This window comes from Arthrobacter sp. FW306-1B-F12A, from assembly GCF_058781865.1.
The window spans coordinates 21,020-45,565 of the sequence record NZ_JBYSXD010000018.1 but is presented as its reverse complement, the minus strand read 5'-3'; the positions used below and the strand labels follow the sequence as shown (position 1 = coordinate 45,565).

General features: G+C 64.1%; 27 protein-coding genes. 11 read left to right on the top strand and 16 right to left on the bottom strand.

What is annotated here, in order from left to right; genetic code table 11:
- Positions 1-4: 4 nt before the first annotated feature.
- The 3 genes from AC3WJU_RS10930 (at position 5) to AC3WJU_RS10920 (ending at position 4,000) form a co-directional block, all read left to right on the top strand.
- The gene (locus tag AC3WJU_RS10930) at positions 5-2,050 is read left to right on the top strand and encodes a bifunctional aldolase/short-chain dehydrogenase (RefSeq protein WP_492259858.1); all 2,046 of its coding nucleotides are present in this window, start codon (positions 5-7) and stop codon (positions 2,048-2,050) included.
- Positions 2,047-3,516: a rhamnulokinase gene (locus AC3WJU_RS10925; protein WP_492259857.1), complete on the top strand. Its 1,470-nt coding sequence runs from the start codon at positions 2,047-2,049 to the stop codon at positions 3,514-3,516. Before AC3WJU_RS10930 ends, AC3WJU_RS10925 begins: the two co-directional genes overlap by 4 nt.
- Positions 3,517-3,604: 88 nt before the next feature.
- On the top strand, positions 3,605-4,000 hold the full coding sequence (locus AC3WJU_RS10920) for a hypothetical protein (protein WP_492259856.1): 396 nt from the start codon (positions 3,605-3,607) through the stop codon (positions 3,998-4,000).
- A gap of 24 nt (positions 4,001-4,024) precedes the next feature.
- On the opposite strand, the gene AC3WJU_RS10915 is transcribed toward AC3WJU_RS10920, so the two are convergent.
- Positions 4,025-4,252 (bottom strand): hypothetical protein, encoded by a 228-nt coding sequence (locus tag AC3WJU_RS10915; RefSeq protein ID WP_253257550.1) that lies wholly within the window; start codon positions 4,250-4,252, stop codon positions 4,025-4,027.
- 123 nt (positions 4,253-4,375) lie between these two features.
- Here AC3WJU_RS10915 and AC3WJU_RS10910 point away from each other — a divergent pair, with 123 nt between their 5' ends.
- Positions 4,376-5,860 carry an MFS transporter gene (locus tag AC3WJU_RS10910; RefSeq protein ID WP_284989064.1) on the top strand — a complete coding sequence of 495 codons (1,485 nt, stop codon included), beginning with the start codon at positions 4,376-4,378 and terminating at the stop codon, positions 5,858-5,860.
- 19 nt (positions 5,861-5,879) lie between these two features.
- On the opposite strand, the gene AC3WJU_RS10905 is transcribed toward AC3WJU_RS10910, so the two are convergent.
- The 3 genes from AC3WJU_RS10905 to AC3WJU_RS10895 all read right to left on the bottom strand — a co-directional run bounded on the left by AC3WJU_RS10905 (position 5,880) and on the right by AC3WJU_RS10895 (position 8,305).
- Positions 5,880-6,332 (bottom strand): Hsp20/alpha crystallin family protein, encoded by a 453-nt coding sequence (locus AC3WJU_RS10905; protein WP_492259855.1) that lies wholly within the window; start codon positions 6,330-6,332, stop codon positions 5,880-5,882.
- Between the two features lie 391 nt (positions 6,333-6,723).
- A complete protein-coding gene (locus tag AC3WJU_RS10900) occupies positions 6,724-7,407 on the bottom strand; it encodes a hypothetical protein (RefSeq protein WP_492259854.1) in 684 nt (227 codons plus the stop codon).
- A 46-nt stretch (positions 7,408-7,453) separates the two neighbouring features.
- Positions 7,454-8,305, bottom strand: coding sequence for an alpha/beta hydrolase (locus AC3WJU_RS10895; protein WP_492259853.1), 852 nt, complete (start codon positions 8,303-8,305; stop codon positions 7,454-7,456).
- A 175-nt stretch (positions 8,306-8,480) separates the two neighbouring features.
- On the opposite strand from AC3WJU_RS10895, the gene AC3WJU_RS10890 reads away from it, so the two are divergent.
- The 5 genes from AC3WJU_RS10890 to AC3WJU_RS10870 all read left to right on the top strand — a co-directional run bounded on the left by AC3WJU_RS10890 (position 8,481) and on the right by AC3WJU_RS10870 (position 11,093).
- Positions 8,481-8,873 (top strand): nuclear transport factor 2 family protein, encoded by a 393-nt coding sequence (locus AC3WJU_RS10890; RefSeq protein WP_059389978.1) that lies wholly within the window; start codon positions 8,481-8,483, stop codon positions 8,871-8,873.
- 102 nt (positions 8,874-8,975) lie between these two features.
- Positions 8,976-9,266 (top strand): hypothetical protein, encoded by a 291-nt coding sequence (locus AC3WJU_RS10885; RefSeq protein WP_059389972.1) that lies wholly within the window; start codon positions 8,976-8,978, stop codon positions 9,264-9,266.
- 75 nt (positions 9,267-9,341) lie between these two features.
- Complete coding sequence (locus AC3WJU_RS10880; RefSeq protein WP_059389973.1) at positions 9,342-9,689, top strand: VOC family protein; 348 nt, start codon at positions 9,342-9,344, stop codon at positions 9,687-9,689.
- Between the two features lie 53 nt (positions 9,690-9,742).
- On the top strand, positions 9,743-10,750 hold the full coding sequence (locus AC3WJU_RS10875; RefSeq protein ID WP_492259852.1) for an isopenicillin N synthase family dioxygenase: 1,008 nt from the start codon (positions 9,743-9,745) through the stop codon (positions 10,748-10,750).
- A 31-nt stretch (positions 10,751-10,781) separates the two neighbouring features.
- Positions 10,782-11,093, top strand: coding sequence for a hypothetical protein (locus tag AC3WJU_RS10870; RefSeq protein ID WP_306959889.1), 312 nt, complete (start codon positions 10,782-10,784; stop codon positions 11,091-11,093).
- Between the two features lie 2 nt (positions 11,094-11,095).
- Here AC3WJU_RS10870 and fdxA read toward each other — a convergent pair whose 3' ends face one another.
- The 8 genes from fdxA to AC3WJU_RS10830 form a co-directional block, all read right to left on the bottom strand.
- On the bottom strand, positions 11,096-11,413 hold the full coding sequence (gene fdxA, locus AC3WJU_RS10865; protein ID WP_059389976.1) for a ferredoxin: 318 nt from the start codon (positions 11,411-11,413) through the stop codon (positions 11,096-11,098).
- 6 nt (positions 11,414-11,419) lie between these two features.
- Positions 11,420-12,895, bottom strand: coding sequence for an aldehyde dehydrogenase family protein (locus AC3WJU_RS10860; protein ID WP_492259851.1), 1,476 nt, complete (start codon positions 12,893-12,895; stop codon positions 11,420-11,422).
- Positions 12,896-12,957: 62 nt separating this feature from the next.
- Positions 12,958-13,743, bottom strand: a complete 786-nt coding sequence (locus AC3WJU_RS10855) for an SDR family oxidoreductase (RefSeq protein WP_306959885.1) — start codon at positions 13,741-13,743, stop codon at positions 12,958-12,960.
- The gene (locus AC3WJU_RS10850) at positions 13,743-14,675 is read right to left on the bottom strand and encodes a dihydrodipicolinate synthase family protein (protein ID WP_307053435.1); all 933 of its coding nucleotides are present in this window, start codon (positions 14,673-14,675) and stop codon (positions 13,743-13,745) included. Before AC3WJU_RS10850 ends, AC3WJU_RS10855 begins: the two co-directional genes overlap by 1 nt.
- A gap of 57 nt (positions 14,676-14,732) precedes the next feature.
- Positions 14,733-15,533, bottom strand: a complete 801-nt coding sequence (locus AC3WJU_RS10845; protein ID WP_492259874.1) for an enoyl-CoA hydratase-related protein — start codon at positions 15,531-15,533, stop codon at positions 14,733-14,735.
- Between the two features lie 8 nt (positions 15,534-15,541).
- Positions 15,542-16,801, bottom strand: coding sequence for a CaiB/BaiF CoA transferase family protein (locus AC3WJU_RS10840; RefSeq protein ID WP_307053437.1), 1,260 nt, complete (start codon positions 16,799-16,801; stop codon positions 15,542-15,544).
- Positions 16,798-18,180, bottom strand: a complete 1,383-nt coding sequence (locus AC3WJU_RS10835; RefSeq protein WP_306959876.1) for an FAD-dependent oxidoreductase — start codon at positions 18,178-18,180, stop codon at positions 16,798-16,800. The genes AC3WJU_RS10840 and AC3WJU_RS10835 overlap by 4 nt, the downstream gene beginning before the upstream one ends.
- A 227-nt stretch (positions 18,181-18,407) precedes the next feature.
- The gene (locus AC3WJU_RS10830) at positions 18,408-19,016 is read right to left on the bottom strand and encodes a helix-turn-helix domain-containing protein (RefSeq protein WP_059389980.1); all 609 of its coding nucleotides are present in this window, start codon (positions 19,014-19,016) and stop codon (positions 18,408-18,410) included.
- Between the two features lie 551 nt (positions 19,017-19,567).
- On the opposite strand from AC3WJU_RS10830, the gene AC3WJU_RS10825 reads away from it, so the two are divergent.
- Positions 19,568-20,872: an MFS transporter gene (locus AC3WJU_RS10825; protein ID WP_492259850.1), complete on the top strand. Its 1,305-nt coding sequence runs from the start codon at positions 19,568-19,570 to the stop codon at positions 20,870-20,872.
- Between the two features lie 4 nt (positions 20,873-20,876).
- Positions 20,877-21,329: a cytidine/deoxycytidylate deaminase family protein gene (locus AC3WJU_RS10820; RefSeq protein WP_492259849.1), complete on the top strand. Its 453-nt coding sequence runs from the start codon at positions 20,877-20,879 to the stop codon at positions 21,327-21,329.
- 116 nt (positions 21,330-21,445) lie between these two features.
- On the opposite strand, the gene AC3WJU_RS10815 is transcribed toward AC3WJU_RS10820, so the two are convergent.
- From AC3WJU_RS10815 to AC3WJU_RS10800, 4 genes are all read right to left on the bottom strand, one after another.
- Positions 21,446-21,793, bottom strand: a complete 348-nt coding sequence (locus tag AC3WJU_RS10815) for an RNA polymerase-binding protein RbpA (protein ID WP_059389983.1) — start codon at positions 21,791-21,793, stop codon at positions 21,446-21,448.
- 244 nt (positions 21,794-22,037) lie between these two features.
- A complete protein-coding gene (locus AC3WJU_RS10810; RefSeq protein WP_059389984.1) occupies positions 22,038-22,979 on the bottom strand; it encodes an SPFH domain-containing protein in 942 nt (313 codons plus the stop codon).
- Between the two features lie 118 nt (positions 22,980-23,097).
- Complete coding sequence (locus tag AC3WJU_RS10805) at positions 23,098-23,559, bottom strand: NfeD family protein (protein WP_492259848.1); 462 nt, start codon at positions 23,557-23,559, stop codon at positions 23,098-23,100.
- A 121-nt stretch (positions 23,560-23,680) separates the two neighbouring features.
- The gene (locus AC3WJU_RS10800) at positions 23,681-24,523 is read right to left on the bottom strand and encodes a methyltransferase domain-containing protein (protein WP_059389986.1); all 843 of its coding nucleotides are present in this window, start codon (positions 24,521-24,523) and stop codon (positions 23,681-23,683) included.
- Positions 24,524-24,546 lie beyond the last annotated feature (23 nt).

Below are 24,546 nucleotides of genomic sequence, written 5' to 3'. Positions count from 1 at the left end.
GAATATGCAGAACACAACCAACAAGACTGTTGAAGAACTGATCGCCCGTTCCAACCGCCTGGGCGCGGACAAAAGGAACACCAACTTCGCCGGAGGGAACACCTCGGCCAAGGGCACGGCACAGGACCCGGTGACCGGGGAGGACGTCGAGCTGTTGTGGGTCAAGGGTTCCGGCGGGGACCTGGGAACCCTGAAGGCGGACAACCTGGCGGTTTTGCGGCTGGACCGGCTGCAGGCACTGAAGGCCGTTTACCCCGGCGTCGAGCGCGAAGACGACATGGTGGCCGCCTTCGATTACTGCCTGCACGGCAAGGGCGGCGCCGCGCCCTCGATCGACACCGCCATGCACGGGTTCGTGGACGCCGCGCACGTGGACCACCTGCACCCGGACTCCGGCATCGCGATCGCGACGGCAGTGGACGGCGAAGCGCTGACGTCCAAGGTCTTCGGCGAGAAGGTCGTGTGGGTTCCGTGGCGCCGTCCCGGTTTCCAGCTGGGACTGGATATCGCCGCGATCAAGGAAGCCAACCCGCAGGCCATCGGCACCATCCTGGGCGGCCACGGCATCACCGCGTGGGGAGCCACGAGCGGGGAAGCCGAAGCCAACTCCCTGTGGATCATCGAGCAGGCCGAACGCTACATCGCCCAGAACGGCAAAGCCGAGCCGTTCGGTGCCAAGCTTCCCGGCTACGCCGCGCTCCCGGAAGCCGAGCGTCGCGCCAAGGCGGCCGCGTTGGCTCCCGCCATCCGCGGCCTCGCCTCGGCCGACAAACCGCAGGTGGGCCACTTCAGCGACGACCCGCGGGTCCTGGAATTCCTCGAAGGCGCCGAGCATCCCCGCCTCGGGGCGCTGGGCACCTCCTGCCCGGACCACTTCCTGCGGACCAAGGTCAAGCCGCTCGTCCTGGATCTTCCCGCCGGCGCCGGCATCGGGGAGAGCATCGCGCGCCTGACGGAACTGCACGCCGCGTACCGCGAGGATTACCAGGCGTACTACGACCGCCACGCCGGCCCGGATTCCCCGGCCCTGCGCGGCGCGGACCCGGCCATCGTCCTGGTCCCCGGCGTCGGAATGTTCTCCTACGGCAAGGACAAGCAGACCGCACGGGTCGCCGGGGAGTTCTACCTCAACGCGATCAACGTGATGCGCGGAGCCGAGGCCATCTCCTCCTACGCACCGATCGAGGAATCCGAGAAGTTCCGGATCGAATACTGGGCCCTCGAGGAAGCCAAGCTCGCCCGGATGCCCCAGCCCAAGTCCCACGCCACGCGCATCGCGTTGGTGACAGGCGCGGCGTCGGGCATCGGGAAGGCGATCGCGACCCGCCTTGCCGCGGAAGGCGCCTGCGTGGTCATCGCGGACCTCAACCTGGACAACGCCCAGGCCGTCGCGGCCGAACTCGGCGGTGACGACGTCGCTATCGGCGTGCAGGCAGACGTGACCGACGAAGCCCAGGTGCAGGGAGCCATCGACGCGGCCGTCCTGGCATTCGGCGGGCTGGACCTGGTGGTCAACAACGCAGGCCTGTCGATCTCCAAACCCTTGCTGGAAACCACGGAGAAGGACTGGGACCTGCAGCACAACGTCATGGCCAAGGGCTCGTTCCTGGTCTCCAAGGCCGCGGCGAAGGTCATGATCGACCAGGGCATGGGCGGGGACATCGTCTACATTTCCTCCAAGAACTCAGTGTTCGCGGGCCCGAACAACATCGCCTACTCCGCCACCAAGGCCGACCAGGCCCACCAGGTCCGGCTCCTCGCCGCGGAACTGGGTGAATACGGCATCCGCGTCAACGGCATCAACCCCGACGGCGTGGTCCGCGGCTCCGGGATCTTCGCCGGCGGCTGGGGCGCCAAACGCGCCGCCGTCTACGGCGTCGACGAGCAGGAACTGGGCAAGTACTACGCCCAACGCACCCTGCTCAAACGCGAAGTCCTCCCCGAGCACGTCGCCAACGCGGCCGCCGTGCTCACCAGCAACGAACTCTCGCACACCACCGGCCTGCACATCCCGGTCGACGCGGGCGTCGCAGCAGCCTTCCTCCGATGAGCGGGAAGGAGGCCGGCGCCGGCGTTTTCGCCGCCGTCGATATCGGAGCGTCCTCGGGGCGCGTCATGCTCGGCCGGGTCACCGGCGGGCCCGCGTCCGGAAAAACGGTCTCGCTGGAAACGGTGCACCGTTTCCCCAACGGCGTCGTGGAGCTCGACGGCGGACTCCACTGGGACTTCGACGCCCTGTTCGGTGAGGTGCTCACGGGACTTGCGGCGGCCGCCCAAACGGCCGCCGCAAGCGGGGATCGGATTGCCAGTATCGGGATCGACACGTGGGCCGTCGACTACGGACTCGTGGATGCCTCCGGTGTCCTGCGGACCCAGCCGTTCAGCTACCGCGACGAGCGCGGCCGCACCGCCGTCGCGGACGTCCACAAGGTCCTGGACCCGGCGCGGCTCTATGCCACCACGGGTCTGCAGTTCCTGCAGTTCAATACCATCTACCAGCTCGCCACGGAGCGTGAACTGCGCGGCGTCCAGGCTCTGTTGATTCCGGACCTTATTGCGTTCAAACTGACGGGGCAACGCCGTACCGAGGCCACGAATGCTTCCACCACCGGGCTTTTCGACGCCGTCACGGGGGAGTGGGCCACCGAATTCTTCAGGGCACTCGGCCTGCCCAAAAACCTGTTCCCGGCCATCATCCAGCCGGGCGAAACCGTAGGCACGCTGCTGCCGGAGATCGCGGCCCGGACAGGGTTGCCCGCGGAGACTGCGGTGGTTGCCGTGGGATCGCACGACACCGCCTCGGCCGTGGCGGCCGTTCCGGCCCGGCAGGAAGACTTCGCCTACATTTCCTCCGGCACCTGGTCCCTCGTGGGCGTTGAGCTGGACAGCCCGGTCCTGGACGAGTCAAGCCGTTTGGCCAACTTCACCAACGAACGCGGCGTCGACGGAACCGTCCGGTACCTGCGCAACGTGGGCGGCCTGTGGCTGCTCAGCGAATGCCAACGCACGTGGGCGGCCGAAGGGCACCGACAGGAACTCGCCGCGCTCCTGGAGTCCGCGGCGGCACTTCCCGCCGCCGGTCCCCAAATCAACGCCGACGATCCCGCGTTCATCGCCCCGGACAACATGCCCGAGCGCATCCGGGCCGCGGTCCGCGCCGGCGGTGCCGTCCTTCCGGACCGGCCGGCCGCCGTCGTGCGCTGCATCCTGGACAGCCTCGCGGCCGCCTACGCCAGGACCCTGGCGCGCGCCGAAGAACTGTCCGGCAAGCAGACGTCCGTGGTCCACATCGTGGGCGGGGGCTCGCAAAACAGGCTGTTGTGCCAGCTCACCGCCGATGCCACCGGCAAGACGGTTGTCGCCGGCCCCGTGGAAGCCACGGCCCTCGGAAACGTCCTGATCCAGGCCCGGGCGGCAGGAGCCATCAACGGAAGATTGGCGGAACTGCGGGCACTCGTGAGGGCAAGCGTCGGGCTCGAAAGCTACGAACCAAAACTGGCACTTCAGAGTCCCTAGGTCCAGCGCCCTGTTGTGCCGCAAAACCCCTCGATAAACTTAAGGGGCGCCGAAGAGACGCAAGGTTGGTTGCGGGAAAGGCAAGATCATGTCCGACAGCAGCGGCGTCGAAGAACCCACTGAAGATGAGACAAGCGGAGCTCGCGAGGAACCGGAACTCAGGGGCCGTAACGTCGAGGGGGAGTACGGCAAGACGGGAACGGAACCCGGGCGGCACTCCGAAGACGAAGAAGGCCAATACAGCGAAGGAGACTACGGAGCGGCGGGCAGCCAAGGCGGCTTGCCCGAACCCTTGGGTGGGAAAGCCAAGGAATCCGGGCGCTACGCAAAAGCCGACCTCGGTGACGCAGGAACAGTTCCGGGGCGCACAGCAGAGTCGGAAATCGGCCAGTACGCGGAGGGGGACTACGGCGCGGACGGCGCAGTGGGACCGCTACGCGAGGCGGCCAAACCACCGGTGCCAGCGGATGACGACGACGACTGACGCAGTCGAGTGCCCTGGCATCGATTACGTCGGCCGGACCGTGTTTTCTTCAGACTTGGCCCGGAGGAACCTCAGATCCTCGGGGGAGAGGCTGACCTGGCTGTGCTGGTCGGCATCCGGGGTGATGCCGGTTTCCTTATGGAGTATCTCCGTGAGGGTCCGCGGCAAGACCACGCATCCAGGGTTGTCGATTAGCCAATGCCGCGTTTCGGGGCTGAGCATGTCCCAGTGGTCCCTGATGTTCATCTCCATGGATGGCGCCTAACTAAGTGGGTGCAGGGAAAAATGGTGGGTGCAGACAAGAATGCCGGCCGAGGCCGGTGCCGGGAACGTAATTAGGATACGCCGCGGCATAGGGGAAAGACAGGCCCGGAGATGGCAACTGAAAGCGACGGCGTAGGCTTCCGATCCAAGCGGGGCCCGATACTCATAGCCCTGATGCTCTCGAGCGGCCTTGTCGCGATCGATGCCACCATTGTGGCGACTGCGGTGCCTTCGATTGTGCATGAAATCGGCGGGTTTGCCTCGTTCCCGTGGCTTTTCTCCGCCTACCTGCTCGCACAGGCCGTTTCCGTTCCGGTGTACGCGAAACTTTCCGACATGGCAGGTCGCAAGCCGATCATTCTCACCGGGATTGGACTCTTCCTGATCGGATCGATCCTCTGCGGCTTGGCGTGGAGCATGCCTGCGCTCATTGCCTTCCGCGTGGTTCAGGGCTTGGGTGCCGGCGCGGTCCTCCCGGTGGCCATTACCATCGCCGGCGATATCTACACCCTCGCCGAGCGTGCAAAGGTGCAAGGCTACCTGGCCAGCGTGTGGGCCACCTCGTCGGTTGTCGGCCCAACACTGGGCGGCGTGTTCGCTTCGCTTGGAGTGTGGCGCGGAATCTTCCTGGTCAACATTCCGCTGTGCCTCGTGGCGGCGTGGATGCTGGTTCAAAAATTCCAGGAGAACATCGAACGGGTAAAGCACCACGTCGACTATCTGGGAGCCGTCCTTCTCACGGTCACGTTGACCTTGACCATCCTCGGGGCTTTGGAGGGTGGACAGGCATGGGCCTGGGATTCTCCGATCAGCATCGCGGTGTTCGCCCTTGGTGCAGTGTTACTCGTTGCCTTCGTCCTGGTCGAGCGACGAGCAGCTGAGCCCGTCCTTCCGCCGTGGGTGGTTTCGAGGCGCCTTCTCGCCACGACCGCCCTGATCTCCTTCGGGGCCGGAGCAATCGTGCTTGGCCTCACTTCTTACGTTCCGACCTTCCTTCAAGGTGCGCTTTCGGTGTCGCCATTGGCTGCGGGCCTGTCATTGGCAGCCTTGACCATCGGCTGGCCCATCAGTGCTTCTCAGTCGGGCCGTTTCTATCTACGGATCGGCTTCCGGGCAACAGCGTTGATCGGGATCACCGTCACCCTCATCGGTTCGGCGGCCCTCGCCGTGACGGCCTACACACCGAACCTGGTGCTCGTCGCGGGCAGCTGCTTTGTCGCGGGACTCGGACTTGGGCTTCTGGCAACCCCGAGCCTGATCGCCGCCCAGTCCAGCGTCGAATGGCACGAGCGCGGAGTGGTGACGGGCACCAACCTTTTTGCGCGATCCATCGGCAGTTCTCTTGGCGTCGCGGTTTTCGGCGCCGTGGCTAATGCGATCTACGCCGGCAGCCCCGGTGGCGGGAAGAATTCGCAGGCGGTTGTCTTGGCGTCTGCTGCAGTGTTTCTCGCCGTGCTTGTGAGCGCCGCGCTCACAGTCATCGCTGTCCTCGCGATGCCCGATACGGCCCCGGAGGCGCCTGCGCCCCAAGGCAAAGGACCGGCCCGCCTGCTTCAGAAAGTGCGGAGACTCAACGGGCGGGACGGAGGCCCTTAGGCCCGCGTCCTCGGCTGGGCTAGTTCCCCGGCTCCTCCGGAGACTGACTGGCTTCGTGGCCAGCCGTACGGACAACGCGGATCTTCGTGGTCTGCGGCTCTGACTGTTCGGGGAGCTGGATGCGGATTTCCAGGACGCCATCCTCATACGTCGCGACGATGCCGTCTTGGCTCACTCCGCGGGGCAGCGGGATGCTTCGGGACCGTTCGCCGTAACGGAGCTCGGTGCGGTAGCCCTTCTTGTCCACGCGTTCGGCATCCTCTTCGCGCCGCGCCTCGATATGCAGGGTGTCGTCGGCAATGCTGATATCGACGTCGGTCTCGGGGTCGATTCCCGGCAGATCCACCCTGACAACGAGCGTGTCCCCCTCTTGGTACTGCTCGATGCGGAGCGAAGGGTCGGATTCGCCTTGAAGGAAGCGTCGGAGCGGCTCCGGTACTCCAAGTCCGCCGCGTCCGAATAGGTTGTCCATGATGACCTCCTGGTAGGTACCGGCTGCGGGCCAAGTTAGACGTGCCGGGATGAGAAAAAAGCTACGCCTAGCATGGTCCCGTGGATAGCCCTTTGTCTCAGCCGACGCGGCGTCCACCACTTAATAGCGCAATCTTGACGACGGCTGTGCCGGGTCGGAGACTGAGCATAGGAGGCGCGCCGTGGGCAATTTACCGTGGATATTCGTGCTGCTCATCCCATCGCTGGGCTTCATCTTCTTCCTGATTTACGCAAATATTCGGCTCTCAGCCAGGCGGAAAGCCCTTGGGTTACCCCCTCTAGGTCTGACTCCACGTCGTTCCAAGACTCGACACCGGAAGCACCACAAGTATGTGATCATCCATCGCTTGAAACACTGAGATCGGTTCCTCTCAGCTTTGATGGAAGTCCGGAGCCTTTGGGGCGTCGAGTATTCCAGCGATCTTCTCTTCCAGGGCGGCGATGGTCGCTTCGGGCAGGACAATCAGCCCATCCAATTCGCGCCGGGCGCGCTTGTAGGCGGTCTGTCGCTCCGCCGGCGTCGCTGCACTGTCAGAAGCGATCCTCAGCAGCTTCCTGGCGGTCGCCAGCCGCTGGCGCTCGGGCTCGGTGAAGTTGCTGTCCTTGATGCGCTTGGCTTCCCGTTCCGCCACATCGAACGCCAGCTCGAAGCTCCGGACGGCCGCGCGATACTCAGCCAGCCGGGCCGCCGTCGTGATTTCTCCCGGAGTTGCCGGACGCAGACCGTCAGCATCCCGCTTGGCCCGAAGAAATTCCACGGTGAGCGGTTCGCGGACATCGGACATGACCGGAAAATCGATGAGCTTAGCGATGTCGAGTTCGTATTCGAGCCATCGCCTGTTCACGGCGTCGTGTGCTTCTTGCAGCCGCACCACCTCGGCCTGGCTGGCGTGCTCCGCTTCCGCCGCGCGGTTCTTGAGCTGATAGAACTCCACCCGACGGCGGTGCCGCCTTTCGCTGGCCCTGGACCAGGACCGCGCCCACCCGCCAGCCAATCCGCTCAGCGGAAAGATCAGCCACCAGTTGTGGCTGACGAATTCGAGGAAGGGATTCACCGCTTCATCGTCCCACCGGCCCGGACCTGTCTCAAGAGGGCGCAGCCTAGCCGACCTTCCGGAGCCAGTCCGTCAGGAGCGGCAAGACGACGGAGCTACGCATCGCTCCGATGTGATCAAGGCCAGGAAGCACGTGGACATCCCACCCGGACTCAATGAGTTCTTGCTTGTGTGTCGTCAGGGGCTCGCCGATCTTTACATGAACGTTGCCCCATGCCGGGCCGTAATCGATCAGATCGTCCGATCCTGCGAAGGCAAGGCGGGGCAAACCCGGCTGGACTTCGGCGGCGGAATCGTCGAAGTCTTGAAGGGCCTCGTAGAGAGTGACGAATTGTCGGGTTTGTGCTTTGTTCGTTTGAACGGGCACCGAATCCCAGTCTCCAGGCTCAACGTCGGCGGTCGGTGAAGGAACGACGTCGGCAGATTGTGTGGACATGGAATGTGCTGCTCGCGTGACCGCCAACATGCTCTCGTAGGGTCCATCGAGGGGTGGGAAGCCGCCCATCACCAGCGCCCAGAGCCGGTCAGTGCGGATTGCTAGTTGCAAGCCGCAAAGTGCCAGCCAGGAGTAGCCGTAAAAGGCGAAGCTGCCGGCATCAGCGGCATCGGCGATGGCAAGGAGATCAGCCGTGACATTCCGTGGAGTAAGGGTGTCCGGCGCGGGGTGGGCCATCCGGTGGCTTTCATAATCGGCGACGATGACGCGGTGGGATCGCGCGAGTCCGTTCACAAGATTGGGTCCCAGATCCGGATCTGCGCCCCACCGGCGCATCGTTTCGGCTTCCTCCGGCGGATAAGGGGCGAAACGGGCCGGAACCATCAGGGCGCGTCCGTTTCCGTGGATGGTGATGGGAATCGTCGTGCCGTCGTGAAGAACGGCTTCAGCGGTATCAATCACGGCTTACCCTCCATCCAGGTGCGGCCCCTTGTGGTCAAGCTTGCCACCGAATCGCCGGCGGCGGGCGTTCGCGTGGTCGCCCAACTCAAGCCCTTTCCCATCGACAGGCACCCTGCCCAGGAATAGCCTTAAGCCGTCCCATTGACCTACGAGGATGACGGAGAGGTATCCGAACATGGGAGCTACAGAAAACGCCGAATTGGTCCGGCGGGGATATGAGGCCTTTAACACGGGTGATCTGGCGGCACTCAGCGAGTTGTTCGCTGAGGACGCAGTCTGGTACGCAGCTGGGAATGGCGTGCTGTCCGGCACTAAGCAAGGACGCGACGCCATTCTGGCCTATTTCGGCGAGCTGGGAGCACGTTCCCAGGGTACCTTCCAAGCCGCGGTCCAGGACATCGTCGGTGGAGAAAGCCACACCGTCGGGCTCCAGCAAAGCCGCGCAGAAAACGATGGAAAAACCTTGGATATTGCAACTGCCATTTCCTTTGTTCTCCGCGACGGAAAGGTCGTAGAGGGCCGGGAATTCTTCGAGGACACGGCCAAGGCAGACGAATTCTGGACCTGAATCCCGGAGGTGGATCCCGCTTTTGAAAACTCATTGACATCCCGGGCGGCGGGGTCTATTGCTTGGCATGTCCACACCCATCCACACCAGCAAGGAGCAGATATGGAGCCGTACGGAGTGGTGCACTTCTTCCCGGGAGGCACCAAGGACCAATACGAGGCGTCAATAGCCGCTGTTCACCCAGGAGAGGGGCTCTTGCCCGAGGGCCAGACTTTCCACGCAGCAGGCCCGTCGGCGGGCGGTTGGACGATCATGGCCGTCCACGAGTCGAAAGAAAGTTGGGAGAAATTCCGCGACAGCATTCTCATGCCCCGCATGCAGGCGGGCATCGCGGGTGGATTCGAGTCACCCCCGGAAGAGACCGTCGTCGATCTCTACAAGGTCATGCCCTAACCCTTCGAAAAGGCCGCCCCCAGGTCTCGCGGGCGGCTTCCGACTTTCAGCGAGGGAAGTGGAAAGGAAACAGTTTTGGCCTCCATAGTGAACTACTTCGAAGTCGGTTCCCCCGATCCGGAGGGCACGCAGGCCTTCTACGGCTCGCTCTTCGACTGGAGTTTCGGTGAGTCCTCTCCTGCCAGCTACCAGATGGTGAATGGCGACAAGGGCGGGCTGTGGGACACGACCTCGCTCGAGGGAACGTCGTGGGCGATCTTCTACGTCCAGGTTGACGACGTCAAAGCCGCGATCGCCAGAGCCGAGTCTCTCGGTGCAAGCGTAGCCATTCCGTTCGTTGACAACGGCGCGATCGAGTTCGCGCACCTCCTGGACCCGCACGGCAACCGTTTCGGCGTGTGGCGTCCCAAACAGCCGAACTGAAGCGTAGGGATCATCCGCACGACGGCGACACTCGATGAAAAGGACGAAGTGCATTGACTCTCGATACATTGCCCGTGATCGATTTCTCCCGTCTGGATGCAGGCCCGGAAGAAGCCGCACGATTCCGTGACGAACTGCGAGATGCCATGCATGAGGTTGGCTTCCTCTATCTAGCCGGCCACGGCATCCCGCAGGAGTTGACGGACGCGATTCTCGACGTGTCGCGCCGCTTTTTCGAGCTGCCGGAAGAGGAAAAGCTCGCGATCGAGAATGTCCACAGCCCCCAGTTCCGCGGTTACACCCGCGTTGGTGGCGAGCTCACCGACGGCGGGATCGACTGGCGCGAGCAGATCGACATCGGCGTCGAGCGCGATGCTGTTGAGCCGGGCCCTGGCGTTGCCGAATATTGGCGTCTGGAGGGGCCCAACCTGTGGCCGGAGGCGTTGCCCGAGATGCGGAACATTGTCTCGGAATGGACCGAACGGCTGAGTACCATCTCGCTTGCGTTGCTACGGGCACTGGCAGTTTCGCTCGGAGCACCTGAGGACACTTTTGATGCGGCATTCGCCGAGCGCGCTTTCCCTGTCCTCAAGATTGTGAGATATCCGGGGGAGTCGAACCCGGAACCCAAGCAGGGCGTAGGATCCCACCGTGACGGGGGAGTGCTCACGCTTCTCCTGGTTGAGCCCGGGAAAGGCGGTCTCCAGGTCGAGTACCAGGGGAAATGGATCGACGCCCCACAAGTGCCGGGGACTTTCGTGGTCAATATCGGCGAAATGCTGGAACTGGCCACCAATGGCTACCTCAAGGCGACCCTGCACCGGGTCATCTCACCCCTTCGAGGCACGGACCGGATTTCGCTTCCCTTCTTCTACAACCCCGCACTGGACGCGACCATGCCACAGCTTGCCGTGAGCCCTGAGTTCCAAGCAAAAGCCCGTGGCTTGTCCGTTGACCCGACAAACAGTCCGATTCTGGAAACCTACGGGGACAACGCCCTCCGGTACCGGCTTCGGGCCCATCCGAACGTCGTCGCAGAGCATCACGCCGACCTGCTGTGAGCCGGACAGGTCAAAGCCGGATAATGGGGTCATGGATTTCGAATTGCTCACCATCCAGGACTGTCCCCACAGCTCGGCGGCCCGCGAACTTTTCTCCCGGGCCGTGGAGCTGGAAGGGAACAATCCGGCCTTGATTTCGGTCAGGGAGATTGTGAGCGACGAAGAGGCGGAAACGGCCGGATTCCACGGATCCCCGACGTTCATGGTGGACGGAGCTGACCTCTACCCGTCCACCGCGGAACCGGCTATGGCGTGTCGCGTCTACCGTACGGCCGATGGTTTAAGGGGCCTGCCCAGCCTGGAGTCGCTTCGACGGGCGATCCAGGCCAGGCTGGCCGCCTAACGTCAGCCCGGGACGTGTGCCGCTGAAACCACCGGGTGGTCCCGGCCCAGGTTTCCCAGCGCCGAGGCTCCTTGCGGGGATCCGAGTTCCTCGAAGAACTCGACGTTGGCCCGGACATAATCTGCCCACTCATCCGGGACATCGTCCGAATAGTAGATCGCCTCCACCGGGCAGACGGGATCGCAGGCGCCGCAGTCCACACATTCGGAGGGGTGGATGTAGAGCGAGCGTTCGCCTTCGTAGATGCAATCCACAGGGCATTCGTCGATGCAGGCTTTGTCCTTGACGTCCACGCAGGGCTGCGCGATCACATAGGTCATGACGCGCTACACACCGGTGTAAACGGTCTTGCCCCACGTGAAGAAGTCCAGTGCGGACTTGCCCTGCTCGCGGAAGGTGTTGGTGGAGGAGTCCTTCACGCCACCGAACGGCACGTTCAAGTCCAGGCCGGCCGTGGGACGGTTGACCTTGATCACGCCCGCCTGCGCGCGTGCGGCGAAATCCGTGGCCAAGGCCAGGGAGTCGGTGCAAATGCCTGCGGTGAGGCCATAGCGGGAATCATTGATGGCGGCGAGTCCGGCCTCGTAATCGGGGACCTGCAGGACCGCGACTACCGGACCGAAGATTTCCTCGGTCACGGCAGCGTCGTCAAACGCAATATCGGTGAGCACCGCGGCAGGGAAGAGCAGCGCTCCGGAGGGGTCGCCGTCGTACTCTCCGTGAAGGAGGGTGGCGCCGCGTTCGACGGCGGTGCGCACCGCTGCCTGGTCCTGTTCGAACTGCTGGCTGCTCACCACAGCGCCCATCTTGGCGCCGTCGAGCCCGTCACCGGCGGTGTAGCCCGCGGCCTCGGCAACAAGGGCTTCGAGGAACGCGTCGCGGACACCCGGGGTGACATACACGCGGGACGTCGCGGTGCACGCCTGGCCCGTGAGTCCGAACGCACCGGCTGCGACTACCGCGGCGGCCTTCTGCGGATCGGCGTCGTCGAGCACTAGGACGCCGTTCTTGCCGCCCATTTCAAGCTGGACGCGGGCGCGGCGGGCGTTCAGGATTTCCTGGAGCCCAAGCCCCACTTTGGTGGATCCGGTGAAGGACAGCCCGGCGATGCGGGGATCGCGTGCCAAAGCGTCTCCCACCACGCGGCCCTTTCCGTGGACCACGTTGAAGACTCCTGCGGGTACACCGGCGTCGTGGAGGGCGCGGGCAAGGTGCGTCGCGGAGAGCGGGGTGAGTTCGGCCGGCTTGATGACCACGGCGTTACCGCTGATGAGTGCGGGGGCGGCCTTCCATGCCGGGATGGCGATGGGGAAGTTCCACGGGGTGATGAGCCCGACGACGCCGAGCGGCTCGCGCCGGGTGGTAATGGTGGTATCCGGGAGCCCACTGGGAAGTACTTCGCCCGTGGCGCCCCAGCCGAGGGAGCCGAAGAAGCGCAGGACGTCCGAGGCGCGCTTGACCTCTCCCTTGGCTTCGGCGAGGGTTTTGCCTTCTTCGCGGACGAGGTCCTCGGCGATCGCGCTTTGGCGCTCGAGGAGCAGGTTGCCGGCGGTCATGAGGATGGCGCCGCGGGCGGGGGCGGGCAGGGCTGCCCAGGCCGGCTGGGCGGCGGCAGCGGCGGTGATGGCCGCGTCGACGTCGTCGGCGGTGCCTCGCGGGGAGAGGGCAGCGAGTTCATCCGGGCGGGCCGGGTTGATTCGCTGGATTTCGGGTTCTCCGGTCCATTCGCCGTTGATCAGGTGCTGCGTGGCGGCAACATCCTGTCGGGCGGACGTTGCCGATTCGGTGGCGGTGGAAGTCATGGTCATCCTTTGGCTTAGCGGTTGGGATTGGGTGTTGGGGCTGTGCGGGAGGACGGCCGGACCTAGAGGCTCCGGATCAGGCCCCCGTCGCAGCGAAGCGCGACGCCGGTGATGTAGGAAGCGGGGGCGCTGCAGAGGAAAGAAGCGGCGGCGCCGAACTCCTCCGGTTCGCCGTAGCGTCTGGCCGGAATGGTCTTGCGGGATTCGAGTTGGATTTCCTCGGGCGTGGTGCCGCGGCGCTTGGCCGCCGCCCGGTCCAGTTCGGCGACGCGATCGGTGGCGATGCGTCCCGGCAGGATCATGTTGACCGTGACGGCGTCGAGAGCCACTTCCGCCGCAAGGGTTTTGAGGTAGCCCGCCAATGCTGCGCGGCCCGTGTTGGAGACGGCAAGGTTGGGCAGGGGTGCCACAACGCCGCTGGATCCGATGGCCAGGATCCGTCCCCAGCGCCGCTCCCGCATCCCCGGCAGGATCTTCGAGACAAGCGCGTGGTGGGGCTTCACGAGCAGCTCGAACGCGGCGGTGATGTCGTCGGCGCCAAGGCTCGCGGCCGCCCCCGGCTTGGGACCGGGGCCGTTGAGGACAAGGATGTCGATGGGACCGAGAAGTTCCACTGCGCGTTCGACGGCGGCGGTCACTCCGTCCGCTGTGCTCAGGTCGGCCTCGACAGCCACGGCGCTGTGGCCGTCGGCCTGCAGCTCTGCTGCGATCTTCTCGGCCAGCTCGCCGCGGCGGCCGGTGATGGCAACCCGGACGCCTTCGGCCGCGAGCCCGCGGGCGACGGACAGTCCCAGCCCTCCCGTGGAGGCGGCGACGAAGGCGGTCTTGCCGCTGATTCCGAAATCCATTAGAGCCTTCCTGCTGTGTGCTCGGCGGGGGTAAGGGAGAGATCCAAAGCGTGGGCCGCTTCAGCCAGATGCGTCAGCATTCCGTTCCTGAGGACCTCCGGGAAAGGAGTCGCCGGCGGCCGGACGCCGGAGTCCTTGATGAAGCCCCGCTCACGGAAGCACTCCTTCCGGACCGCCAATGCGATCCGGGCCTGCTGCTCGAAGTTGATGAGCGGCAAGTACGGGAGCAGCGCGTCCCGGGCAGCGTCGTAACCGCCCGATTGCCACGCGCGGACGCAGGCAACGAGGGCTTCCGGGTAGGAGAACCCCGTCATGGCGCCGGCGGCGCCGGCCACCAGCTCGTCCAGCAGCCCTTGACCTCCCAGCCCGCCGAACACCGAGACGTCGACGGCGGCCGACAGTTGAGCGATGGCCACACTGGTCGGCGGGGCCTCGGCCTTGACCGCGACAACAAACTTGCACGCCTGGACCACGTAAATGAGTGCTTCGGTGCTGATGCTGACGCCGCTGGCCACTGGGTAGTCCTGCAGGACGACCTTGGCCCCGGTGGACTGGTGGATGGCGTTCAGGTGCGCGATCACAACTTCCGGCCGGGCCGAATTGGCCTGCACCATGACGGCTGCGAGCCGGTCGCCAGCCACGGCCTGGGCGGCGCGGATTTCTTCGACTGCCGTGCCCGTAAAGAGCGAGGTCACACCCACCACGAGAGGCAATCGGGTTTCTTCGACCACCACTTCCAGCGCCAGGCTGCGCTCCGCTGCGGTCAGGGCGGCCGCCTCGCCGAAGACACCCAGGACAGTCAGCCCTGTCGCGCCGATTGATTCATAGTGCTCCACCAACCGGGCCAGGCTGTCGGTGTCCAGATCGAGGGTGCTGCCCTGGAATGGAGTGGCGACGACGCCCCACACTCCGGGTGCTAGTGCTTCCCGCATTGGTTTGTCCTTCCGTTCGTGCTGAAGTTCGGTGTCTTGCATCTGTTCATGCTGCATTCAGCGGCCCGGCCACACAGGCGGGCGTTTTTCCTGGAAGGCGAGCACGCCTTCGGCGGAGTCTTCACTGTCGAGTGCGGCCATGAGTGCCGGCAGCCTGAGGCCGCGGGCTTCCGCCGCGCTCAAGTGGCTCGTCCTGCTGACCATTTGCTTGACGGCCCGGACGGAGCTGGGCGCGCAGGCGAGGATCTGGTCCACCCAGCGCTGTACCGCGGCGTCGAGCTCCTCCGCGGGGACCACTTCGTTGACGAGGCCCATCGATTGCATCTCTGCAGCCTCGGCCTTGCGGCCCGTGAGGAGCATGCCCATCGCTTGCGTGTAGGGGACGCGGCGCACCAATTGGTGGATGCCGCCGTCGAGCGCCAAGCGCCCGACCCGCGGTTCGGTGAGGCCGAAGCGGGCCGAGTCCGCGGCGACCACAATGTCGGCGCCGAGCACCATCTCCATGCCGCCGCCCAGCGCATAGCCGTTCACCCGGGCAATCACCGGAATGTCCAGGCTCGTGCGCAGGCTCAGTCCGCCGAAACCGTTGGGGTCAAGCTCCGCCCAATACTGCAGGCCGGTCTTGTCCACGGCAGAGGCGGACATGTCCGCCCCGACGCAAAACGCCCGCGTGCCGGCCCCGGTGACGACGACGGCGCGCACGTCAGGATCGGCTTCGATCTGGCTCCAGATCTCGTTGAGCCGGGCTTGTGCAGTCCCGTCGACGGCGTTGAGCACGTGCTGGCGGTCGATGACCACCGTGGCCACGTGGTTCTCGATGGTCAGCGTGACCTGGTCGACGATCGTCTTCTCTTCCATCGACACGGTCACCGGAGCACTCCCAACTTCTGCAGGCGCTCGATGGTTTCAGCGTCGAAGCCGTTTTCCAGGAGGACCTCCACATTGTGCTCACCGAGCCGCGGCGCCACGCGCCGGACGGAAGGCGGGGTAGCAGACAAGCGAATGGGTGCGTTGAGCATCTTCACGGTGCCGACGCCCGGGTGCTCGGCTTCCACGATCATGCCGTTGGCCTCCGTCTGGGCATCGGCCAGTGCTTGTTCCAGGGTGTGGACAGGCGCGTTGAGCAAGCCTTGGCTTTCCAGTTGGTTGGTCCAGTACTCGGTAGTGTTTGTGGCCATCCGCTCCCGGAAGATCGCCTGCAAGGCCGGCTTGTGCTTGAACTGCTGCTCCAGGTTGGCGAACTCCGGCCGCTGGGTGAGGTCCTCGTCCAGGCCCAGCGCTTCGGAAATCCGAGCGAGCGGATCAGGCGTGAAGCCGCCCACCATGCAGACGGCGCCGTCGGTGGTTTCGAAGACACCGCTCAGCGGCATGGCGCCCCAATTGACTTCGTAGCCGCGGTTGAGCTGCATGCACGCCTCCTGCATCTGCAGGTGGAGCATGGAGTCGTACATTGTCACCTCGACTTTTTGTCCGACGCCGGACGCCTCCCGGGTGCGCAGTGCCAGCAGGATGCCCTGCATGAGGTGCATGCCCGTGATGTAGTCGCACAACGTGGTGGGGTAGATGGCCGGCTTCTGGTCGTCCGACTCGCGCCGCCACATCACGCCGGAGTACGCCTGTGCGATCGCATCCTGGCCGCCCTTGTGCGAGTAGGGTCCCACCGGGCCGAAGCCCGTGCCGGAGGCCCAGATGATTCCGGGGTTCTCCGCCTTGAGTTCCTCGTAGCCGAAGCCCATCCGCTCCATCACGCCGGAACGGAAATTGCTGACGACGACGTCGGCGTCGGCCATGACCCGGCGGAGGACGGCTTTGCCCTCGTCGGTGCGGGTATCCACGGAAACGCTGCGCTTGTTCCGGTTGATGGACAGGAAGATGGGGTTGTCCTGGCCGTCCTTGTCCGGGAACGAATTGCGCGAAATGTCGCCGGCGCCCGGACGTTCCACCTTGATGATGTCCGCGCCGTAGTCGCCCAGGAGCTGGGTGCAGGACGGTCCCATGAACACCTGGGTGAAGTCCACGATCTTGATGCCGTCGAGCGGAAGCGGGATGCCGTTGGACTTGGCGGCGCCGGCGGGCGCCGCCGTCGTGGTTTCCTCAAACTCATCGAGAAGCGTGTCGGTGCTCATGCCCCCACCACCGCTTCGCTGTCGACTGTAGCGTTCGACGACGGGATGTCGCCCGGGTCCGCACCGTGCCGGCGCATGCCCTGCTGGATGTCCAGCGCGGAAACGTCGCGGACGAGGGTGCCGTTTTCGACCGCGAGAGCCGCGGCGACGCCGACTGCCTGGCCCATGGCCATGCAGGGCGGGATCTCGCGGGACATCTTCTGCGCTTCCGGGGTGGCGGAGTAGTGGCGGCCGGCGACGAGGAGCTGGTCCACTTCCTTGGGAAGCAGCGAGCGGTACGGGTAGTAGTAATCGCGGCCGCGGGCCACGGTGTCCGCGAAGTGGCGGCGGGAGGTGACATCGTCCTTGGTCATGACGTATTCGCCCTCGAGCAGGCGGGTCTGCCGTACGCCCATTTGGGAGGCGACGTCCAGCATGTGGCAGTTCTCGAAGCCGGGCAGGTGGGCGCGGACGTACTCCACGGCCTCGGTGATACGGTCGCGCGCGGCAAACTCTGCGGCGGTCATGTCCGCCGGATCCACGCCGTCGTACCCGGTCATGTGGGGAGCGTTGCACCAGACGACGCCGTCGATGGGCGTCTTGAGCCACCACAGTTCCCAGGCGCCGCCAAGGAGCCGCTTGATGGTGCGGTTGATGGCACGGGCCTCCTTCGGGTTGGCCTGCTCGAAAGCTTCTGCGGCGGCCGTGTCCACGTTGCCCAGGCGGAAGACGAGGGTGGTAAGGTAGCTGTCCTTGATGTGGCTTGCGCCGGCACGGGAGGCGACGTCGATGTCACCGGTCGTGTCGATGACGATGTCCGCCATGAACGCCTGCGGGCCGGACTTGGTCTCGCAGATGACGCCCTTGATCACGCCGTTGTCCACGATCGGGCGTGAGAACCACGAGTGCAGGCGGAGGTTGACTCCGGCTTCGCGGACAAGGTCGTTGGAGACGCGCTTCCAGCCGTCCGGATCGAAGGCTGCGGCGTAGCAAATCGGCTTGGGGTTGGTGTGGGAGTGGAAGTCGAAGGTGCCGTAGCGGCCCCACTTGTTCCAGAGTTCCTCGGAGGTCTTGCGGTCATCGGCAGGCGGGACGATAGCCAGGCCGAGTTTCTGCAGCCGTTCCACGTACTCCGAAACGATGCCGGTCACCGTGATTTCCTGGCCGTTGATCATGTCGTCGAGCACCAGGACCATGCCTCCGGAGGCAAGCCCACCGAGCGAGGAGTAGCGCTCCAGGAGCGTGACGGATGCGCCGGACCGTGCTGCGGTGACTGCGGCGGCCACGCCGGCGGGCCCACCGCCGACCACGAGGACGTTGGAGCGGGAGATGACGGGTGCGGTGAGGTCCGCCGTCGTCGTACTGAGTTCCAGTGACGATGTGGTGGCAAAGGAGTTCATGGTGGAGGATCCTTACTTCCCGGCGGGCATTCCGTTGGAACGGTTGCCGGGGTATAGACGGGGTGCTCAGGAGGAGCCCGCGGCGATGTACGCAGCGGACCAGGCCTGGCGGAGGGCATGCCGAGTAGAGGTCATGGGGGACCTGGACACGGAGATTGAGATGTTTGCGAACGGACGTCCAAGGGTCCGTACGTGTATGGGAGCGAGCGGCGGCTAGCGCCGGCTGGTCACCATACGTGAGGGGCGTTGACCCAGATAGCTACGCATACCTCTTCGTAGCTGTTTTTGTACCAGTGAGGCGTATCCGAGGAGAAGGTGATCGAATCGCCCGCCTCAAGCGTGTAGCACTCGCCGTCGAGGAAGATGTCCTTCTTTCCCGACAAGATGATGCCGAACTCCTCGCCGCTGTGGCGGAAAGGGGTGGCGCTGGTGTCGTGGCCTGGCGGACTCACGATCCATTGGGCCTCCAAGGCGCCATTGAGGTCCGGGGTCAGGAGTTCATAGACTGCCTCTCCCACGGACTTCTTGGTGACGCCTTTGAGGTTTCGCCGCTCGGACTTGCGGACAACCGGCGACCTGGTTTCTTCCTGGCCGAGGAAGAACTTCCCCACAGGAATGTCCAGACCGTGCGCCAGCTGCGCCAAGGTGGTGAATGATGGGTTGGCCAGCCCGCGTTCGATCTGGCTGACGATCGCCGGGCTGAGACCGGTGATCTCCGAGAGTTTGGACAGGGTCATCCCCTTGTCCTTGCGCATCGTGCGGACCTTGTTGCCGACAGTTGCCAGAAGCGCGCTCGTGCCGGCAGGCGAGGATGCCGTGATGATCTCGTTGGTCATGATCCAGCTTTCTCTCGGTGAGCTGACTCACATAACTATAGTGAAAAATTTTAGCGAATCAATGGTTTGGTGAAATTTTCTCGTTCTCCGGGTTCACTGACGCCGCTGCCGCGGCAGACTCTTCAATGCACGCGGGGCAACGAAGGCTATTTACCAAAAAGCATTGACCTGGTGAATATCTTCAATATAGTTAAGTGAGTCGCATCACTTGGGGAAGTTTGCAACACGATCAGAGACGTTGGCGCTTCAGCCTTCTGGCGGAAGGCCCAGCCCGGCCCCACGTCCACCCTCGTGTTTCCCTTACTGATCCTGCGGCACCCAAGCAAGCCATCCACGCTCCCTCTTACGGGACTGGGTGTCCCCGTTTGCTTCAAAGCGCTACGAAGAGGCACGCGTAGCTATCTGGGCTAACTCGCTTCCCATGAGGTGAGCTGGTTCGGCCTTGCCGGACCAAGCCAAAATGATAGTTTCGATCACCGTCCATTCCCCCTGGATGTCAACGGTGATCCGTACCCTCACGCACCGCGAAGGTGCGGAGGAAGGAAAGAATCATGACTGACACTGTCGTCAAGAATGGCCCGGAAAGCGCCCGGAAATCCCGGCTCTCTCCGGAAGTCCGCCGTGGGCTGCTGGGCCTCGGACTCGGGAACACCCTTGAGTGGTACGACTGGATGGTCTTCGGACTACTGTCGGCCTTCATCGGGCCAAAGTTCTTCCCCTCGCAGGACCCCACCGCCGCAACGCTTAACGCCCTGGCCGTCTTCGCCGTCGGGTTCGCCTTCCGTCCCTTGGGCGGCGTCCTGCTCGGTACTTTCGCCGACAGAATCGGCCGTCGAAAAGTGATGCTCTGGTCCATCATGATGATGGCAATCACCACGCTGATCATCGCCCTGTGTCCGACGTACCAGCAGATCGGCGGCGCCGCCGGCGTCATCCTCTTGGTCTGCCGCATCGTGCAGGGCATCTCCACCGGTGTTGAAGCTCCGCTTTCCACCGCGCACGCCGTCGAACTGGTTCCCGTTGGACGCGAAGGGTTCGTCGCGGGCATCATTTCCTTCTTCGTCAACTCGGGCATTCTCCTCGCTTCGCTGGTCAGCTACCTGTGCAGCCTGATGCTGAGCGGGGCTGTCATGGCCGACTGGGGCTGGCGTGTTCCCTTCATCGTGGGAGCGATCTTCGGCTTCATCGTGGTCTACCTTCGGCGCACTCTTCCGGAAACCATGCGGCCCGAGGAGCTCGCGGAGAACTCCTCCAAAGCTGTTTGGGGCGGCGTGCGCAAGCATTGGCTGAGCGTGCTGGCCATAACCTTCGTGGTTGGAGCAGCGCAAGCCTACAACTACGCCTGGAATACCGGCCTGCCCACCGCGGCCCGCAGCGGCTTCAAAGAAGACGCCACCGCTGTCTTCGCCCTCACCACCATTCTTGGAGCCGTGCTGGTTGTCGGCAGCCTGGTAGTCGGCAAGTTCGCAGACGGTAAGTCGATTTCGAAGTGGTTCCTGATCACCCGCGCACTGTCGATCCCGTCGGTCTTCCTGATGCTGATGTACGTCCGTCCGGGCATCGGCGGGTTCGCCGCGGTCCTCCTGGGCGGCTCGGTTGTCCTTGTCCTGAACATGACCCTGTACAACGTCGTCACCAGTTCCCTGATGCCCAAATCATGCCGAGGCGCCGGAACTTCCCTTGGTTACGGGATTGGTGTGGCCGTCTTCGGTGGTACGGCTTCCTATCTCCTGGTCTGGCTCCAGTCCATGAATGCATCGTGGATCTTCCCGGTTTACGTCGCGGTGCTGTCCGTGCTGAGCATTGTCTTCTACCTGCTGGCACGCAGGAAGAGCGGCATCTTCATTGGAAGCTAGGAACGTGATCTCGTTTGACCTCAGTCAGTCCGACGTAGAGCTCTACACCGCGGCCCGCCAACTGCTCCTCACGGCTCATCACAGCGAGAACCATCGTGTCGCTGCCGCGATGCGGGGCGCGTCAGGGGCTATCTATCTGGGCCTTCACATCGGTTCCAAACGAATCAACGTGTGTGCCGAATCCAGCGCCCTCGCCAATGCCCGCATTGCCCAGGAAGCCTCCATCGAGTCCTCCGTCGCAGTCAGCATGGACGAACACGGAGAACCGCAAGTCACGAATCCTTGTGGCGTCTGCCGGGAGCTGCTGCGGAACTACGGAGCCGGGGCAACGGTCCTGGTTGATGCCGGGGGAGAGGTTGGAACTGTCGGTCTAGCCGAACTCCTGCCATATCCCTGGATGCGGGCCACCGAGACCGAATGGGCCACCCAACCACCGGAAGCCATGAAGATGCACTAAATGCAACGGAAAAGTCCGGGTCCGCACTCTGAAGAGTGCGGACCCGGACTTTTATCGTGAAACTGTTCCCTCGGCAACTGTCCGCTGAGGAACGGCGCCCTTTGGGAATTGCGGCGTTATGCCGAGCGGCGTTCCCCGCGACGTTCGCGCAGGATGTTCAGGCGGTCTTCGAGGATCTGCTCGAGCTCGGGAAGGCTGCGACGTTCCAGCAGCATGTCCCAGTGGGTGCGGACGGCCTTCTCGTTGGTGTCAACGGGGCGTTCACCATCAACCAGGAGCGCTTCCTTGCCGGTCTTGGAAACCCAGACAGGAGGGATCTCGGCTTCGGAGGAGAAGGTAACGAAGACCTGCTCTCCGTCGGCGCAGCGGTATTCAACCCTCTGACGCGGCGCCGGCTCCACGCCGGATTCGGTTTCCATGCTCTGGGCGCCAAGACGCATGCCCCGCAGGCTGCGATCGCTCATGATTACTCCCTCTGTCTGTTCGCGGAACCATGCTCCGCGCTAGCCGGACGCCGCGAGGCGTCGCCCGGACTACTGTCTGCACACGTTGCATCACTAGATGAAACGCCTGACCAAGCGTTAATGTTCCGTTCGGATTGAACCGGCCGGACAAATACACCATTATACGCGGATCGAAGCTGACAGGACAAAGCGAAGGGGACCGGCCAGAGAGATTGTGGCCGGTCCCCGTTCAAACTGTCGGTAGTTACGCGGACGGTTCTTGTTTGGAATCGCTGAACAGGTCAGCGACGCCGGATCCACCGTTGGCGCCACCGAGCGCTCCGCCGATGCCCTTGAGGGCCTCACCGACCTCGCTCGGGATGATCCACAGCTTGTTGGATGAGCCCTCCGCAATCTTCGGCAAGGTCTGGAGGTACTGGTAGGCAAGCAGCTTTTGATCCGGGTTGCCTTTGTGGATGGCGTCGAAGACCTTCTGAATGGCCTGCGCTTCGCCATCGGCGCGGAGGATGGCTGCCTTCGCGTCACCCTCTGCAGCCAGGATTGCCGCTTGCCGTTGGCCTTCTGCCGTGAGGATCGCCGATTGCTTGGTGCCTTCGGCCGTCAGAATCGCAGCACGCCGGTCGCGCTCGGCCCGCATCTGCTTCTCCATTGAGTCCTGAATGGAGTGCGGCGGGTCGATTGCCTTGAGCTCCACGCGGGAAACGCGGATTCCCCAGCGTCCCGTGGCTTCGTCCAGGACCCCGCGCAACTGGCCGTTGATCTGGTCGCGCGAAGTGAGTGCTTCTTCAAGATTCAAGCCGCCCACGACGTTACGGAGCGTCGTGGTGGTCAGCTGTTCAACAGCCTGGATGTAGTTGGCGATCTCGTAGGTCGCTGCCCGGGGATCCGTGACCTGGAAATAGACCACGGTGTCGATCGATACAACCAGGTTGTCTTCGGTAATCACCGGCTGCGGCGGGAAGGAAACCACTTGTTCGCGAAGATCCAACAGCGGCAGCAAGCGGTCGACAAACGGGATCAGGATGGTGAGCCCGGGGTTGAGCGTGCGCTGGTATTTACCAAGGCGTTCCACGACGCCGGCGCGCGCTTGCGGGATGATCCTGATCGAGCGGACCAAAACGATAATCACGAATATGACGAGAACTAGCAGCACGATCGCGGCTGCAGTTCCTCCCAAGCTGTCCATACATCTCCTTCATTCCCCAGTTACGTTTTTGATGCGGTATGTGTGCGGCAAAATGCCGGTCGCCAGTCGCCGAACGCTCGTCGTCGAACGTCGTGGCGTAAGCCATGGCGGGACGCTGCTAGTGCGGGCTGTTTTCCACTGTCGGGGCGACTACCGCCGTCGCGCCGTCAATCCTGGTGACCTGCACGGTCTGGCCGGCGTCGATGGTTTCCGCCGCGCTGCGGGCGCTCCACACATCGCCACCGATTTTGACGAGTCCCGCCGTCGCGCTGACGGGCTCCATGACGAGCGCCGATTGGCCGATCAAGCGGTCCACGTTGGTGCGTTGCTCGGCGGGCCCTTTGTGCAGATGCTTGAGTGCGATAGGACGGACGAACGCGATCATCAGCAGGGACACGATGCAGAGGACCACAATCTGCAACCACAGATCGGTTCCGGCAAGGTCAGCGACGAGTGCAGCCAGCGCGCCGGCCCCGAGCATGATGAAGAAGAAGCTGAGCGTCAGCATCTCCACCACGGCGAAAGCGAGAAACACCGTGAGCCAGAGGGCCCACCAGTTGCTGCCAAGCCATTCAAACATCGTTCCCCCTGTTTCCGGACTTGCGGCGGCAGCCGGCCTGATCCGGACTGCAGCGTCGGCAAGATCACAGTCGCTATTTTTCCATCCTAGCCCGGCGCGAAGGTTCCCGTTAGGCGCCTTGCTACGGCGCTGTGAAAACGCTGAGGGTGAACTTCGCGGTGGCTTGAACGGACGTTTCCGAGGCCGTTGACGCCAGAAGGGCGGCGCGTTCCAGGTGATGACCCGCCGGTCCCATGAAGGCGACATCGGCGATGTCCCGCCCACCGAGCTTGAGGTCCACGTCGAGGTGAATGGTGTCGGCGAGAGTGAAGAACTCCTGCATGGACTCGGTAAGTCGTTCTTCTTTTCCCGGCTCAATGTTGAGCATTCCGGTGCGTTCCGCAATCTCCCCAAGGTGTCCGTTGCGCGGAGTCACCACGATCACCCGGCCGCCTGGACGCAGGACGCGGGCGAATTCCGGGGGGTTCCGCGGCGCGAAGACCACGATGATGGCATCCACGGAGTGGTCGGCGATGGGCAGTGGTCGCCAGATATCCCACACCAGATTTACGGCGCCGGGATTCAGCCGTGCGGCCCGGCGGAGGGCGAACTTCGAGATATCGATGCCAATGGCTGCCGCAGGAGTGCGTTCCAGCACTGTCCGCAGGTAGTGGCCGGTGCCTGTCCCCGAATCGAGGACCAGGGAGCCCGGCACCGACAGGACCGGAGCCGCCTCCTCCGCGATGGCTTCGGCGAGCGGAGCGTAGTGGCCCGCGCCCAGGAAATCGTCGCGGGCCGCGACCATCTCTGCCGTGTCCGCCTCGAAGACGGTGCCCTTTCCCGTGAGCAGGTTGAAATAGCCCTGTTTGGCGGCGTCGAAACTGTGGCCGGCGACGCAAACCAGGGAAAGCGGCGCCGCCCCGCTTAGTCCAAAAGGACCCCTGCAGACCGGGCAGCGCAGGGAAGGGACGGCGTCGGAAAGCATAGGGACAATCCTACGGCGGCCGG

Bases quoted from the DNA above. Each gene is read 5' to 3' on its own strand.
- AC3WJU_RS10835 (WP_306959876.1), bottom strand. From the start codon at position 18,180: ATGAACTCCTTTGCCACCACATCGTCACTGGAACTCAGTACGACGACG.
- AC3WJU_RS10815 (WP_059389983.1), bottom strand. From the start codon at position 21,793: ATGAGCGATCGCAGCCTGCGGGGCATGCGTCTTGGCGCCCAGAGCATG.
- AC3WJU_RS10825 (WP_492259850.1), top strand. From the start codon at position 19,568: ATGACTGACACTGTCGTCAAGAATGGCCCGGAAAGCGCCCGGAAATCC.
- AC3WJU_RS10855 (WP_306959885.1), bottom strand. From the start codon at position 13,743: ATGGATTTCGGAATCAGCGGCAAGACCGCCTTCGTCGCCGCCTCCACG.
- AC3WJU_RS10850 (WP_307053435.1), bottom strand. From the start codon at position 14,675: ATGCGGGAAGCACTAGCACCCGGAGTGTGGGGCGTCGTCGCCACTCCA.
- AC3WJU_RS10860 (WP_492259851.1), bottom strand. From the start codon at position 12,895: ATGACTTCCACCGCCACCGAATCGGCAACGTCCGCCCGACAGGATGTT.
- AC3WJU_RS10810 (WP_059389984.1), bottom strand. From the start codon at position 22,979: ATGGACAGCTTGGGAGGAACTGCAGCCGCGATCGTGCTGCTAGTTCTC.
- AC3WJU_RS10930 (WP_492259858.1), top strand. From the start codon at position 5: ATGCAGAACACAACCAACAAGACTGTTGAAGAACTGATCGCCCGTTCC.
- fdxA (WP_059389976.1), bottom strand. From the start codon at position 11,413: ATGACCTATGTGATCGCGCAGCCCTGCGTGGACGTCAAGGACAAAGCC.
- AC3WJU_RS10885 (WP_059389972.1), top strand. From the start codon at position 8,976: ATGGAGCCGTACGGAGTGGTGCACTTCTTCCCGGGAGGCACCAAGGAC.
- AC3WJU_RS10845 (WP_492259874.1), bottom strand. From the start codon at position 15,533: ATGGAAGAGAAGACGATCGTCGACCAGGTCACGCTGACCATCGAGAAC.
- AC3WJU_RS10805 (WP_492259848.1), bottom strand. From the start codon at position 23,559: ATGTTTGAATGGCTTGGCAGCAACTGGTGGGCCCTCTGGCTCACGGTG.
- AC3WJU_RS10870 (WP_306959889.1), top strand. From the start codon at position 10,782: ATGGATTTCGAATTGCTCACCATCCAGGACTGTCCCCACAGCTCGGCG.
- AC3WJU_RS10915 (WP_253257550.1), bottom strand. From the start codon at position 4,252: ATGGAGATGAACATCAGGGACCACTGGGACATGCTCAGCCCCGAAACG.
- AC3WJU_RS10830 (WP_059389980.1), bottom strand. From the start codon at position 19,016: ATGACCAACGAGATCATCACGGCATCCTCGCCTGCCGGCACGAGCGCG.
- AC3WJU_RS10920 (WP_492259856.1), top strand. From the start codon at position 3,605: ATGTCCGACAGCAGCGGCGTCGAAGAACCCACTGAAGATGAGACAAGC.
- AC3WJU_RS10840 (WP_307053437.1), bottom strand. From the start codon at position 16,801: ATGAGCACCGACACGCTTCTCGATGAGTTTGAGGAAACCACGACGGCG.
- AC3WJU_RS10800 (WP_059389986.1), bottom strand. From the start codon at position 24,523: ATGCTTTCCGACGCCGTCCCTTCCCTGCGCTGCCCGGTCTGCAGGGGT.
- AC3WJU_RS10910 (WP_284989064.1), top strand. From the start codon at position 4,376: ATGGCAACTGAAAGCGACGGCGTAGGCTTCCGATCCAAGCGGGGCCCG.
- AC3WJU_RS10905 (WP_492259855.1), bottom strand. From the start codon at position 6,332: ATGGACAACCTATTCGGACGCGGCGGACTTGGAGTACCGGAGCCGCTC.
- AC3WJU_RS10925 (WP_492259857.1), top strand. From the start codon at position 2,047: ATGAGCGGGAAGGAGGCCGGCGCCGGCGTTTTCGCCGCCGTCGATATC.
- AC3WJU_RS10890 (WP_059389978.1), top strand. From the start codon at position 8,481: ATGGGAGCTACAGAAAACGCCGAATTGGTCCGGCGGGGATATGAGGCC.